Origin of the sequence: Pseudoalteromonas rubra (assembly GCF_001482385.1) — a bacterium.
GTDB lineage: Bacteria > Pseudomonadota > Gammaproteobacteria > Enterobacterales > Alteromonadaceae > Pseudoalteromonas > Pseudoalteromonas ardens.
In genome coordinates this window covers 1,025,034-1,038,928 of the sequence record NZ_CP013611.1, presented here as the reverse complement: position 1 = coordinate 1,038,928, position 13,895 = coordinate 1,025,034, and the positions used below count along the sequence as shown (strand labels likewise).

11 protein-coding genes are annotated in these 13,895 nt (G+C 48.7%); 10 read left to right on the top strand and 1 reads right to left on the bottom strand.

The features are described from left to right. Window positions 1-137 precede the first annotated feature (137 nt). The 4 genes from AT705_RS04640 to AT705_RS04625 all read left to right on the top strand — a co-directional run bounded on the left by AT705_RS04640 (window position 138) and on the right by AT705_RS04625 (window position 3,853). The gene (locus AT705_RS04640) at window positions 138-1,748 is read left to right on the top strand and encodes an ATP-binding protein (RefSeq protein ID WP_058795689.1); all 1,611 of its coding nucleotides are present in this window, start codon (window positions 138-140) and stop codon (window positions 1,746-1,748) included. Window positions 1,749-1,821: 73 nt separating this feature from the next. Further along, on the top strand, window positions 1,822-2,496 hold the full coding sequence (locus tag AT705_RS04635) for a response regulator (RefSeq protein WP_058795688.1): 675 nt from the start codon (window positions 1,822-1,824) through the stop codon (window positions 2,494-2,496). A 4-nt stretch (window positions 2,497-2,500) separates the two neighbouring features. Then, window positions 2,501-3,373, top strand: a complete 873-nt coding sequence (locus tag AT705_RS04630) for a hypothetical protein (protein ID WP_058795687.1) — start codon at window positions 2,501-2,503, stop codon at window positions 3,371-3,373. 48 nt (window positions 3,374-3,421) lie between these two features. Beyond that, window positions 3,422-3,853: a cupin domain-containing protein gene (locus tag AT705_RS04625; protein ID WP_058795686.1), complete on the top strand. Its 432-nt coding sequence runs from the start codon at window positions 3,422-3,424 to the stop codon at window positions 3,851-3,853. A gap of 44 nt (window positions 3,854-3,897) precedes the next feature. On the opposite strand, the gene AT705_RS04620 is transcribed toward AT705_RS04625, so the two are convergent. Continuing rightward, on the bottom strand, window positions 3,898-4,959 hold the full coding sequence (locus tag AT705_RS04620; RefSeq protein WP_058795685.1) for a DUF6765 family protein: 1,062 nt from the start codon (window positions 4,957-4,959) through the stop codon (window positions 3,898-3,900). Window positions 4,960-5,107: 148 nt separating this feature from the next. Between AT705_RS04620 and tmk the strand changes: the two genes are divergently transcribed. From tmk to AT705_RS04590, 6 genes are all read left to right on the top strand, one after another. After that, window positions 5,108-5,761, top strand: coding sequence for a dTMP kinase (gene tmk / locus AT705_RS04615; RefSeq protein ID WP_058795684.1), 654 nt, complete (start codon window positions 5,108-5,110; stop codon window positions 5,759-5,761). A gap of 13 nt (window positions 5,762-5,774) precedes the next feature. Beyond that, entirely contained in the window at window positions 5,775-6,680 is a 906-nt protein-coding gene (gene holB / locus AT705_RS04610; protein WP_058795683.1) for a DNA polymerase III subunit delta', read from the top strand. A gap of 8 nt (window positions 6,681-6,688) precedes the next feature. After that, window positions 6,689-7,015, top strand: a complete 327-nt coding sequence (locus tag AT705_RS04605) for a PilZ domain-containing protein (protein WP_058795682.1) — start codon at window positions 6,689-6,691, stop codon at window positions 7,013-7,015. Between the two features lie 8 nt (window positions 7,016-7,023). Continuing rightward, window positions 7,024-7,812, top strand: a complete 789-nt coding sequence (locus AT705_RS04600; protein WP_058795681.1) for a TatD family hydrolase — start codon at window positions 7,024-7,026, stop codon at window positions 7,810-7,812. Next, a complete protein-coding gene (locus AT705_RS04595) occupies window positions 7,802-9,670 on the top strand; it encodes an alkaline phosphatase D family protein (protein ID WP_058795680.1) in 1,869 nt (622 codons plus the stop codon). Before AT705_RS04600 ends, AT705_RS04595 begins: the two co-directional genes overlap by 11 nt. A gap of 78 nt (window positions 9,671-9,748) precedes the next feature. Next, window positions 9,749-13,432: a two-component regulator propeller domain-containing protein gene (locus AT705_RS04590; RefSeq protein ID WP_082668916.1), complete on the top strand. Its 3,684-nt coding sequence runs from the start codon at window positions 9,749-9,751 to the stop codon at window positions 13,430-13,432. The last annotated feature ends 463 nt before the right edge of the window (window positions 13,433-13,895 follow it).

Sequence of the window (13,895 nt, the reverse complement as noted above, 5' to 3'; positions counted from 1 at the left end):
AAAATTTTTCTATTTAGTTGTTGTAAGTGAAAAATTTTTAATACCGTTAGCGTCCTATTTGTCCCATCAAATTGACCCGGTATTAAGTACAATTGGTATTCCATGTTTTGAATTCCGTTCACAGGGGTAGCTACATCATGAAACTGACAATACGGCACAAGCTGCTGGCTATTTTGCTGTTGGTCAACACCGTATTGATCATGGCGATCTACTTTGCCAATCAGACTGCTTTTGAGAAGAGCTTCCAGGACTATATTCAGCAAAATAGCCGTGCCCGACTGGTCGCCTTACTGCCTTCTATTCGAGATAATTACGCACGCTACGGTGAGGAGTGGGTGTTTCATCGTCATCCGGCCTGGCATCAGCTGGTTGAAGAGCTGAGAGGAAATGTAACCAGCGCCACCAATGCCAGATCTGCGTCATCGTATGATAGCTACGACAGTCCTGCTATGCATCGGCCGCGTCGGCCGTTTGATCATGAGGGGCGGCGGCCTGGACGTGAAGGACGAAGATTGCGCAGCGAGGATAGCAAAAAGCCCCACTATAAACGACGTTCAGACAAAGAGACAGGGTTTGATGCTGAGCGGCCGGCAAAGGGCGAAGGTAGTGCACGTCCGGAAAGACGCCGCAGGCCGCCCAGAGGACATGGGGACAATGGTAGTGGTCGTCTGGTGTATAAAAATGCGGCCGGAGAGCAAGTGATTGGCTCGCTTACAACAACCCGAACCACTCTTTGGGTGCCTGTATATCAATTTGACAAAACCGATGCGCCTTTGCTTGGGTATGTTGGGCTTGAAGACGGTCTGGTGATCAGCAACCGGTTCGATAGCTTATTTGCCGAGCGTCAAAAAAAATGGTTTATGTACATCGCTATCACCGCTTTGATTGCGTCGAGCTTATTGGCCATTCCGTTTAGCCATTATCTGGTTGCCCCTGTGCTGGCGTTACGTCGCGCAGCACAAAACCTGGCAAGCGGTGATTATCAGAGCAATTTAAACACGGACAGTAACGATGAGTTGGGCATGCTCGCCCGGGATCTGAACACTCTGTCCGAGACCTTGCGAGAAAACCAGCAAGCCAGGCAACAGTGGATCGCCGATATCTCTCATGAACTGCGCACGCCAATCGCCGTTTTCAAAGCAGAATTAGAAGGGATGATCGATGGGGTGATAGAAACGGATCCCGCGCAGTTGCAGTCGTTGCACGAGGAAATTGGCCGGCTGACTCAGTTGGTGGATGATTTACACCAGTTATCCATGTCTGACAGAGGCTCGTTAAGCTATCAAATGGCACCACATTGTCTGGGCGAGCTGGTCGAGCAAACCTTTGGCAATCATCAGGCACAGCTTGCCAATCGTCATTTTAAATATCAGCTGAAGGGAAACACGCAGAGTTTGATGGACTGTGATGACAGGCGCATGGCACAATTATTCGGCAACCTGATGCAAAACACCTTGCGGTACACCGATTCTGATCAGAACAATCCTGGCCAAATATTGGTGACGATTGAACAGCATGGGAAGCAAATTGAGATAGTCTGGCAGGATAGCTCGCCCGGGGTAGAACCCGGACTGCTAGACAAGTTGTTCGATCGATTATACCGGGTCAAACAGTCCAGAGATCGCGCCTCGGGGGGCTCAGGCCTGGGGCTGGCTATCTGTACTAGTATCGTGCAGGCGCATAATGGCACGATCAAGGCTCGCGAAAGTGAACTTGGCGGTTTGGCTGTGGTGATGCGGTTTTCTTAAAAGGGTTGTAAATTCAAGCGATTTCACTTAATTTTGGGAAGGAGAAGACCCAAGGTGAAAGTGAGCGCCTAAGATGCAAAAAGTACTGATCATAGAAGACGAGAAAAAGCTTGCGGCTATTTTGGGCAAGTACGTCACTCAGGCGGGCTATGAATTACAGATGGTCCATGATGGCGCCCAGGCGTTGGTTGCCGTTGAGAGCTTTGATCCCGATATTATATTACTCGATTTGATGCTACCTAATGTCGATGGCATTGTTATCTGTCGGGAAGTGCGGCGTAACTCCATGGTGCCCATTATCATGACGACCGCCAAAGCGGAAGAGATAGATCGCTTACTTGGCCTTGAAGTGGGAGCTGATGATTACGTGTGCAAACCTTACAGCCCAAGAGAGGTTGTGGCACGGGTCAAAGCCATCTTGCGTCGGGTGGGGGCCAGCACACCACAATCAGAGCAGTTGCTGCTTGATGAAAACACCCTGTTTGTAACCTACCAAAATAATTCTGTTGAACTGACGCAGGTGGAGTTTGTGTTGTTACAAACTCTGGTGGCATACCCCGGACGAATTTATAACCGTTCGCGTTTGATGGACAATATTTACGATGATGACCGCATCGTCAGTGATCGTACGATAGACAGTCATATCAAAAAAATTCGCAAAAAGTTGTCTCAATTGTCCCCGAACAGTGAGTTCATCCACTCTATTTATGGCGCGGGTTACAAATATGAGTTGACCGACAATTCATAATTCAATGAATGACTCTTTTGTTGTAGCGCCCTGGCAACGCCAATTTTGTAGAGATCATGGATTAACAGCACACTACATTCAGTCGTTGGCGCCAGTGACAGGTTGGTTGGCGCAGCAGGTAGCGCAGCAGACACCCTTGTGTCTGGGGATCAGTGGGTCTCAGGGCAGCGGCAAATCGACACTGGCAGAGTATTTAAAGGCTGAACTGAGGCAGCGCGGACTGCGCGCTGACAGCGTATCTTTGGATGATTTCTACCTGAGCCGGTCACAGCGCGCACAGCGCGCAGCTGATATTCATCCCCTGTTTCAAACCCGGGGCGTACCTGGTACACATAATACCGCACTGGCCGAAGAGATTCTGGCAAGATTTCGTGCCCGGCAGCCGCTCATATTACCCCGATTCGATAAATCCATGGATGAGCCGTTTGCACCTGAACTGTGGACGCATACCCGCACCTTGGATGTTTTGATCCTAGAAGGCTGGTGTCTTGGGGTTGAAGCACAACCTGCTGAGCAATTGCGCTGTCCTGTCAATCGGTTGGAACAAAGCCGGGATCCGGATGGGCGTTATCGGCATGCCGTCAATCAATTTCTCAAAGCGGACTATCAGAAGCTGTTTAGACAGGTGGATAAGCTCATATTCCTCGACGCAGGGTGTTTCTCTCATGTTGCCCGCTGGCGCTTTGAGCAAGAGCAGAAGCTTAGCTTGTCTGGTGCACAGTCTCGCCGCATGTCGCAACAAGAGGTTGCGCACTTCGTCCAGTTCTTTCAGCGACTGACGCAATGGGGGCTGGAAACTTTACCCGCTCAGTGTGATATCAATCTACAACTGTCGCCACAGCGCGATATTGCTGCGTCGACAGAGATCCACAATTAAAACACATTAACGTTTTAGGATACGCAAAACTCTTATGGATTATCATTTATGAAAAGCACTGCATTTTCCTTATCGGCTTTATGGTTAGTGAGTATCACGAGCATCAGCACAGCGCAAGCGCACAGTACTGAACAGATCAAGGTAGAAACGCTGACAAAGCAGCAATATAGCTGGAATGGTTCAGTGTTGCCAGCTTACCCAAAAGGCCAGCCAGAGGTGCGGATCATGCGCTTTACCATTCCTTCCGGCCAGACTTTACCTGTTCACAAACATCCCTACATCAATGCCGGGTTGTTGTTAAAGGGGGAACTTGAGGTTGAGACACAAAGCGGGGAGACGATCCGCATCAAAGCGGGTGACACCCTGGTTGAGGTCGTTGACACCTGGCACTGGGGGAAAAGTGTGGGTAAAGAAGCCGCGCAGATAGTGGTATTCTACGCCGGCGTTAAAGATCAGCCTGTTACACTAAAACAAGACTAGTCGCGTTGGCACCGTATCAGAATCTGATTACGGTGCCAACGGGTTTAACTGACACAGATCCCGTATCTGGGTAAGATATCGACTATGATACTTTGGCGATGTTTTTTCGCCGCATCATGGAAATGTTTCCAGTCACTGTGCAGAAAGTCCGGGTGATACTGATAGCAATCTTCATCGCCATCCGCCAGCGTGGTGCCCAGCGCCTGATGTTTCCAGGAGCCAGGTCCTTTGGCGATGTAAGTCAGTTGGTGTGCACCCAGGCCAAAGCGATCGGCGGCGATGGCATCCAACCATTGCAGGTGGCGTGTCGCGCCGTTATCACTGACAAACTCACTAAAGCACTGTGCAATCTCTCGCTCTACGCCAGATGACAAACCAGTAATGGGCCTGACTAGGTAAGTCTGAAATACTTTACACAGCGCGTTTGCTGCTTGCAAAAAGTCAATCGGGTTATTGCGTTCAACGGCTTCACCAAGACCATTTTGATAAGACCAGTGCTGATGTGGCAGATCAGGGTGTGATAGCGCCTGACCATGGCCCAGACTGGGAATGTTGTCCTGCAGAATATTAGCAAAGTAATCTGTGACTTTTGCGATGAGTGTTTCGTGGCTCTGACCATTATGATCTTTGATGTCACGAACGTGATTGACCGGGTGGTCGACCCCCGCAAAACCGCGGTGTCCCCACGTATCGATAAAGACGTGTGCGGTGATCCCCAGGCGATGCAATGAATGAGGCCGGTCTTTATCCGCTAACACTTCTGCGACCATGTCTTTTGCTACAAACGAATGTGGCCGACACACAAGTTTCTGAATAAAGCTGCCCGCAGGGTTTTCCCCAGCAGGTAACCCCCCGTTGCCAGGCAAAAAATGAAACGGCACCCACACTTTCATGTTTTTAAGGCTATCCAGATTACGATACTCAAGCATTTTATGGGCAGTTGCAATACGCTCGTAAGCTGCACCATTATGAAACTTGATATGACCATAGTTGGTGGCATCGTCTACATATTGTGCCGCATGCGCTATGGTGGTGGCCTGAGCAGGTGAGAAACCGGCGTCTCTGGCAACCACCCAGGTCATAGCGTGATGGAGATCAATTTGCATTACTTTATCCCTGCGAAAATCGATTGATGCATCAAACGGTACACTATTCAAAGAATTAATCCTACTGATAGCGACGTGAAACCGCTATAATGTCAGCTATTTTTAAGATAACGGTACAGGGTACCGAGCGGTATGTCAGAGAGAGTGTATGAGTAAAGGTTTTATGTTGGTTTGTGATGGCAGTAACGGTGCTGGCAAGACAACCGTGATTCAGGGCATTGCTGACTATCTCGAGCAACAGGGATTTGAAGTCGTACTGACCCGCGAGCCCGGTGGCACGCCGATTGGTGAAAAGGTCCGTAGCGTGATATTGGATCCCAGTACACCAGAAATGTGCTCAATGACTGAGCTGATGCTGTTTGGTGCAGCCCGGGCACAACACGTAGAAGAAAAAATCCGTCCAGCCCTGGAGGCCGGTAAAGTCGTTATTTCAGACCGTTTTGACGCTGCAACTTTTAGTTTTCAACATTACGCGCGCGGCATTGATCTTGAGACCATAAAGACCATCAATGAACTGGCGCTCGGTGGATTTAAGCCCGACATGAATCTCATTTTAGATTTAGACCCTGAGCTGGGGCTGCAACGCGTCAATCAACGAGGCGAAGGGCTCGACAGACTTGAGGATGAAAAAATGGAGTTTTTGCATCGCGCACGAGAGGGCTACCTTGCTCAGGCCAAGGCTGCACCGGAGCGTTTTAGTGTGATTGATGCGTCGGAAGATAAACAGTCTGTATTGTCTGCCTGCCTGAGGGTCGTTGATTCTGTGATTGCGGCCAGTCGCCGCGATAACACAAATTGTTGACAGGTCAATTGATATGTACCCGTGGTTAGAAACGGTTTATGCGCAGTTGCAGATGAGTTTTCAGCAACAGCGCTTTCATCATGCGCAGATGTTTCATGGTATGACAGGCGTAGGCAAACTTGAGCTGGCGCAGTCGCTTAGTGCAGCATTGTTGTGCAAACAGGCAGGTACTTCGTTGCGCGCTTGTGGGCAGTGCAAAAGCTGCTTATTGGTCGAAGCGGATAATCATCCGGACAAACTGTTGATCACGGCTGAATCACACAGTATCAGTGTAGAGGCGATCCGCAGTTTAAATGATTTTATATTCCACTCTGCACAGCAGGGAGGCAATAAAGTGGTGGTGATTGATGGCATAGAAAAACTCACCGAATCTGCTGCGAATGCGTTATTGAAAACCCTCGAAGAACCCGCAAAAGGGCGCTACTTACTGCTGTTATGCAACGATACTGAGCGTGTTACGGCGACCGTTTTGAGTCGCTGTAACAAGATGAATGTGGGAGTTGCTGATGTTGATAGCGCTGAAGGCTGGCTGGCACAGCAAGGGATCCACAGCGGACAATACCCTTGGGTCGCTCACTTTATCTCCCAGCCGCTATTATTACTTAGATGGGCGCAAGCGCAGCAGCTGGGTGCTATTGATAACCTGTGGCAGGAAGCTCAACGTCTTGGTGAAGGCGCTGATGCCGAAGCATTAGCCAAAGCTTTACAAGCAGACACCAGCCTGGTCAAGGTATTTTGTGGCTTTGCACTGGCGGCAATCAACACTAAAATAGCGCGTGGTGAACTGGCATTCGACAAAGCGCAGGTCGCAATTGCCACGCTCAGGCGGTTTTCAGTAGACCAACACACTGTGTTAGGCTTAAACTTGTCCCTGAGTCTGTCACGATTGTGTTATCAGTTGCAGCAAACCTTAAGATAGGAGTCAAGGTGCAAGAGTTACTAGTTGATTTTGAAGACATTGACGAGCTATATCGTAGTTACATGCCTTATCAAAAAAGTGGTGGTTTATTTGTACAAACCAATAGCCGCTATGAAATGGGTCAGGCGCTGACGCTGCGTATTACTTTACCGGATGCGCTGGAAGAAGATGTTGTCACGGGCAAGGTGGTCTGGATCACGCCACAGGGAGCACAGAACTCCAACCCGCCAGGGATAGGGGTAGGCTTCGAGACCGAAGACGAATTGCTGAATGATAAAATAGTAAAAATACTGGGTACTAAGCTGAATTCAGGCAAACCCACCTACACCATGTAAGAGTTGTTATGATTGTAGATTCTCACTGTCACCTGGACAGGCTGGATTTTGATAAAATTGGAAAAACATTACCCGAGATCCTGAGCGATGCCCGAGCTAAACAGGTTGAACACTTTTTGTGTGTGAGCGTGACGCTGGCACAATTTCCTGCCATGCTGGAAAAAATTCTGCCCTTTGATGATGTTTCGGCATCGTGTGGCGTGCACCCGCTCAATCAGGAAGACGCACTGGATCCTGCGCTATTAAAAGAACTGGCACAGCACCCAAAAGTGGTCGCGGTTGGTGAAACGGGGCTGGATTACTACTATTCAAAAGACACGCATCAGGTACAAAGAGACAGCTTTGCACAGCATATCGATATTGCCAATGAGCTCAATAAGCCGTTGATCATCCATACCCGCGATGCCAGACAGGACACGTTGGATATTATGCGCGCGCATCAGGCAGAGCAGTGTGGCGGTGTCTTACATTGCTTTACTGAGAACTGGGAAATGGCCAAACAAGCCATTGATATGGGGTTTTATATTTCCATCTCAGGGATTGTGACTTTTAAGAATGCCGTTGAGCTGCAAGAGGTTGTAAAGCGCCTGCCACTTGAGCGGCTGCTGATCGAAACGGATTCACCGTATCTGGCACCTGTGCCACATCGAGGTAAAACCAATCAGCCTGCCTATGTACAGGACGTGGCTTATTTTATTGCGGATTTAAAAGGTATTAGTTACAAGGAGTTAGCTAGCGCGACAACGGAGAACTTCTACCGTTTGTTTGGTCTGGCTCAGCGTGGTAATGCCAGCTAATCGTTCTGCGCTTCCCTATGTATTGCTCGGCCCTATGGTGCGCCGGGCAGAGCCCACACAAATTTGCCTGCAGTTTGTTACCACGGACGTGCCTGAGTTTGAAGTCGCTGTAGAAGGCGTCGAAGTGTCGTCACAGCTGAGTGAAATACGCCTGGGCACTTATCTGTATCTGTGCTTTGTACTGGTGACACCTAAAACGGGTCGCTTCGAGTGCGATACCAACCTGAGCTATCGTGTTAAAGCTGGCGGGCAATGGCTCGATATGAGCAGCCTGAGTTATACGGATGCGCCTCAGTTATTGATACCGGATACATTGCGCAGTGTGTTGCACGGTTCATGTCGTAATCCGCATCATCACAGTCGTGACAGTCTGGCAAGCGCTGACGATTACCTGAATCAAACTCTGGATGATAGCGACAAACGACCCGCCTTATTGCTGATGTCTGGCGATCAAATCTATGCCGACGATGTGGCGGGTCCTATGTTGCTGGCTGTTCATAAGCTGATTTCGCTGCTGGAAATTTACCCTGAAGACAACCAGACACTGAGCTTACCTGAGTCACTAGAGCAGCAACTGTATCAGCGTCATCATTGGTTACCCAAAACCCCCTGGCAGGCACGCAGTAAATGGTCAATTAGCCATTGGCTGAAAAAAGATGAAGCTCATTTTTCGAGTGTTAAGGCTGGCAACCATCTCATCACACTTGAGGAATTTATTGCCTGTTATCTGCTTAACTTTAGTTTCCAGGCTTGGCAGTTGGTTGATTTATCGCAGTTACATGGCCAGTCACTGAGCCATCCACAAGCGCTGGAGTTTGCAGCCGATAAGCGCGCGCTGGAGGGCTTTATTGAGACGCTGCCAGCTGCGCAGCGCCTGTTTGCGAATGTGTCGACCCTGATGATGTTTGACGATCACGATGTGACGGATGACTGGAATCTGACCGCTCGCTGGGAGCAGAATATAGCGAATTCGCCGGCAAGCCGGCGGATTATTGCCAATGGTCTTATCGCCTACTGGTTGTTTCAGGGACTGGGGAATGATGCCCTGTCGGCGTCGGGTAAGCTGATTGATGGCTTCACACAAAGTCTTACCGCGCACAATACATGGGCACTGACCAGCTTTGATAAAGCTTTGCATCGTTTTACCCAGTGGCATTATTGCCTTGAAACTCAACCGAAAGTGGTGGTGTTAGATACGCGCACGCACCGCTGGCGTAACGAACAGGACTTTAACGAACCCAGTGGACTCATGGACTGGGAAACATTGATGGAATTGCAGGAGCAAATGCTGCAGCAGGAGAGTGTATTACTGGTCAGCCCGGCACCGGTTTTTGGGGTTAAGGCCATTGAGACCATCCAAGCGGTATTTAACGCATGTGGTCAACCTTTGGTGGTCGATGTTGAAAACTGGATGGCCCATGAGGGCGCAGCGAAAAAACTGATCGATATTTTTAAACGTGAAGATACCCCCTCTGAGACAATCATACTCTCGGGCGATGTTCACTATTCATTTTGTTTTTCGGTTGCCGCGCGATTTGGCCGCCATGACAATCGTATTTGGCAGCTCACTTCTTCGGGAATTAAAAATGAGTTTCCGAAACGCCTGCTGCATATTCTGGAAAAGCTGGATACCTGGTTGTTCGCCCCATGGAGCCCGTTTAATTTATTTACTAAACGTTGGCAACTCTCGGTGCGTAAACACCATAGTGATAGCCCCGGCAAGCGTTATCTGGTGAGTGCTTCCGCCATTAGCCTGGTTGAATTGGAGCTGGGACGTTTAAGTCGCTATCGGTTGTTACGGGGGGATGGTCAAATGACCGAGTTCTCATTGTCCGAACATGACGATGCACCCGGCTAACCCAGCAAGCGACATCTCAGCTGGATTGTAAAGTTTTGCTATAGTTACAACAAAGAGCCTGTTTAAAAGGTGATAGGGTTGTATCAGCAGCAGATAAAACAAACAAAGTTAGGTGCCAGTATCCTCATATCGCTTATGATCTGGCTACACTCTGCAATCGCGTTTGCCGTTCCTGTGTTTTCAGATACTGCACAGGTGATGCGTCATTATGATTATGAATCTGGCCTCAGTCAGGTCAGTATTACTGCTATTGAAGAAGATCAGCTTGGCTACATCTGGATAGGTACTCAGGCTGGTCTGAATCGTTTTGATGGCCATTCTTTTAAGCAATTTTCTAGTCGTCAACAAGATCCCTTTGCGCTGGCCGGGGCATTTATTACTGCCCTGTGTCACAGCGGTGAATCCTTGTGGATTGGTACCAGCACCGGGTTGAGTGTTTATCACACTGTAACAGGACGGTTTCAGAGCTTTTTGGGTGATTTTAGCCCTTTGATCCTATCAGATAGAGTGCAATCAATAGGCTGCCAAGGCGCTGCTGTGTCCGTGACCACAGAAGATGGATTTTATTATGTAATTGATAAGACTACATTAGAGCCGCAGGAAGTGGCGTTGGAAGGGGATTTCATACGCTATGTAACTGTGTATAAGAACTTGGTTTATTATCTTTCTGACGAAGGATTGATGGTCAGCAACCGTCAAACGGGCATAACAACTCTATTGTTGGCGGGCGATTATAAATCTCTGATGGTCAGTGGCGAGCGCGCTTTTTTGATCAGTAAAGATAACCAGCTTACCGCTTATGATACGTTGTTTGAGCGCGCGTTATGGCAAAGCGCAATCACATCCGACGCTAAGTTGGTGCTGCATTCCGTGTTTGCTTCTGCTGGCGAGCTTTTTGTTGCAACCAGTCATGGCGTGTACTTGCTCGATATGAAAGGGGAAATTAAAAAGCGTTGGTATAAACGTGGCAATAATAAATCAGGATTACAAGATAGCAGTATCCTCTCGGTATTTCGCGATAGCAACAGCGATCTGTGGATAGGCACAGAGACTCGGGGTTTGCATTTTATCAGTCAGCTCAGCGAAACCTTTGGTCATGTGGGCGAGTACAATTATCCTCACTCTCCGTTAACTAATTCAGATATTCGCAGCTTCGCGCTGGATGAATCGGACAGACTATGGGTTGCAACCTCTAGCGGTGGTTATATTTTTGAGCAGCAAAGGTTTGTGAAAGTAGAGCAGGTTTATCCTCAGCTAGCCCGTTTTTCCAATACTTTTATCACTAAGATACAGATTGTCGGAGAGCATGCCTGGCTGACATCACGTGGTGCCGGAGTCGCACGGTTAAATCTGATAAGCGGTGAAGTCACCTATTTTATGCCTGATTTTGGCAACGGACCCGAGCTGAGTTTTAATGATATCACCGTATTTAAACAGCTGGTTTTACTTAGCTCACGCACTTTGGGGTTGCTTTATTACGACGAAGCCCAGAAAAAGTTGCAGCCCTTCTTTGCGCCATCCGTGTCGGCACCCAATCATGTTTCTTCACTCCTGGTAGACGGCGATGGCTTCTACTTTGGGAGTGTGGGCGATGGTTTATTTCATTATGATGGTCAGAATATCAAATCTCTCACGACCAACAATGGGCTGGCATCAGATATTGTGTTCATGTTGTCCCGCGACTCACTCGGTGCAGTCTGGGTGGCCAGTGAGTCCGGTATAAGCATTCTCAACAAGCAGTTCGAGGTGGAAAAAGTACTTAAAGTGACCGATGGGCTGGCCAATGAGGCAGTCTGGGCCATGGTATTTGATCAACAGGAACATATCTGGCTTGGAACCAGCGGCGGTCTGAGCCGGATTAATATTCACGACCATAATATCGATAATTTTCTGGTAGTAGACGGCGTACAGGATAATGAATTTAACTACAATGCAGCCTGGTTAGCCCCTGATGGTCGGGTATTTATTGGCGGCGCCAAAGGGTTCAACCAGTTTTACCCTGAACAGATCCGCATTGCGTTTGGGATCCGTCCCTTACTGATCTCCAACATCGAGCTGCTTGGTGAAGTCTTACATCCTAAAGCCAGCAGCGAGCTGACACTGGCGCCTGAGCTGACTGAAAAACTGCTGCTTAATTACAATCAGGATATCGTTTCCTTACATTACTCCAGTCTGGATTATGGCTCTGAGCGGCTAAATTTCTTTTACCGTATTGTTGGGCTGAGCGACCAGTGGTTGAAACTCGCAGATGGTGTCAGGCAAATTAATTTGCTGAAACTGGAGCCTGGTAATTATCAGGTACAGACTTATACGGTGAATCGCTTCAATCAGAAGTCACCTGTGCATCGCTTTACAATTCAGATAAAGGCACCCTGGTGGTGGGACTGGTACTCTAAAACCTTTTATATCGTGGCCCTAACACTCAGCTTTGCTTTATGGTTCAGGCAACGGCAGGCACGTTATCGTCAGGTTGTGAATGACAACAGAGTCATGAATGAGCTTCAGCAGCGCCTTGAGCTGAGTTTGTGGGCCAGTGGCGACGAACTGTGGGACTGGCATCTGGAAGACAAAAAAGTCTATCGCTACTGCGTAAAACCGCGCATTGACTATGGCAAAAACCAAACCACCATGACAGTTGAAGACATTGATCAGTTTGTGCATCCAAAAGATTGCATTGTCTGGGAAGAAAAGATCGAATCATGCCTTGAAGGAGAGCTGGATACTTATGAAATCGCCATGCGTGTCAAAACGTTAAAAGACCAGTGGAGCTGGGTATTAGAGCGTGGCAAGGTGGTGAGCCGTGATCATCATGGCAGACCACAGCGTATTGTTGGGGCATTAAAGGACATCGCGGAGCTGAAGGCGCATCAAAATGCCTTGCAAACGCTCAATGAACAACTTGAAATCAAAGTTGCTATGCGTACGGATGAGCTATATAAGAAAAACCAGAAACTCGAACAAGCTATGATGGAGCTTAAACGTACCCAGCAAGAGCTCATAGAAAGTGAGAAAATGGCCTCATTGGGTAATGTGGTCGCGGGCATCGCCCATGAGATCAATACACCACTGGGCGTGGCCATTACGGCGCTGACCTATAATCAAGAGTGTCTGCACAACATCAACGAAAAGCTTCGGGAAAAGCAACTACGCCAGACTGATTTAGAGCGTTTCAATGCCGAGCAGGAAGAAGGGTATCGGCTCATTTTACGTAACCTGGACAGGGCACAAATGCTGATCAGCAACTTTAAACAGGTTGCTGTGGATCAGTCCAGTGAAGTTGAACGAGACATCAATGTGAAAGACTATATTGCCGATGTCTTCAGTTCATTGTTGCCACTGAGCAAAGGCAAAGAGATCGGCCTGACCATTACGGGCGACGAAGACATGCTAGTGAATACCTATCCGGGCGCCATCTATCAAATCATGACGAATTTATTCAACAATTCCATGATCCATGGCTTTGAAGCTCATCCGCAGGGCAAGGTTGAGGTATCAGCAAGCATGGTCGGAGAGCATTGGTTACTAATCTATCGCGATGATGGCGTGGGCATGCCAAAAGCAGGCCTGAAAACCCTGTTTGATCCGTTTGTAACGACGAAAAGGAGTCAGGGCGGTTGTGGCTTGGGCATGCATATCGTTTATAACCTGGTCACACAGCTACTTAAAGGGGAAATCTCAGCGAACTCAAGCCCAGGCGAGGGCATTGAAGTGACCATCAGGGTCCCATACTCCCCGCCCAAAGGCGAAGAAATGGTTGGGTGAGGCGAGACCGAAGCAACGCTTCGCAGCTCGCCGAACGCTTTTCATGGATGAAAAGCCGGGAGCCCTCCATAGGGATATGTGTCCACTCGTACTTTTCTGAGACCGAAGCAACGCTTCGCAGCTCGCCGAACGCTTTATAGTGCAAAGTCGTGCTTTAGCGCGGCCTTTGCGCAAGGTGAAATGAGCCATTTTAGCCGGATGTGCATTGAGCTTTGGTCGCTGATACCTGACCCGGGAGCCCTCCATAGGGATATGTGTCCACTCGTACTTTTCTGAGACCGAAGCAACGCTTCGCAGCTCGCCGAACGCTTTACGGTGCAAAGTCGTGCTTTAGCGCGGCCTTTGCACAAGGTGAAATGTTAAAAGCACAGCGGACCAAATTGTTATACAATGCTTCCAATATCATTGCTAGGGCAGCGCTTTGCAGAGCCTCAGGCAATTCCAAACCTCTGTATCAAGCTCT

Coding starts and splice junctions, on each gene's coding strand:
- AT705_RS04640 (WP_058795689.1), top strand. CDS start 138: ATGAAACTGACAATACGGCACAAGCTGCTGGCTATTTTGCTGTTGGTC.
- AT705_RS04635 (WP_058795688.1), top strand. CDS start 1,822: ATGCAAAAAGTACTGATCATAGAAGACGAGAAAAAGCTTGCGGCTATT.
- AT705_RS04630 (WP_058795687.1), top strand. CDS start 2,501: ATGAATGACTCTTTTGTTGTAGCGCCCTGGCAACGCCAATTTTGTAGA.
- AT705_RS04625 (WP_058795686.1), top strand. CDS start 3,422: ATGAAAAGCACTGCATTTTCCTTATCGGCTTTATGGTTAGTGAGTATC.
- AT705_RS04620 (WP_058795685.1), bottom strand. CDS start 4,959: ATGCAAATTGATCTCCATCACGCTATGACCTGGGTGGTTGCCAGAGAC.
- tmk (WP_058795684.1), top strand. CDS start 5,108: ATGAGTAAAGGTTTTATGTTGGTTTGTGATGGCAGTAACGGTGCTGGC.
- holB (WP_058795683.1), top strand. CDS start 5,775: ATGTACCCGTGGTTAGAAACGGTTTATGCGCAGTTGCAGATGAGTTTT.
- AT705_RS04600 (WP_058795681.1), top strand. CDS start 7,024: ATGATTGTAGATTCTCACTGTCACCTGGACAGGCTGGATTTTGATAAA.
- AT705_RS04595 (WP_058795680.1), top strand. CDS start 7,802: ATGCCAGCTAATCGTTCTGCGCTTCCCTATGTATTGCTCGGCCCTATG.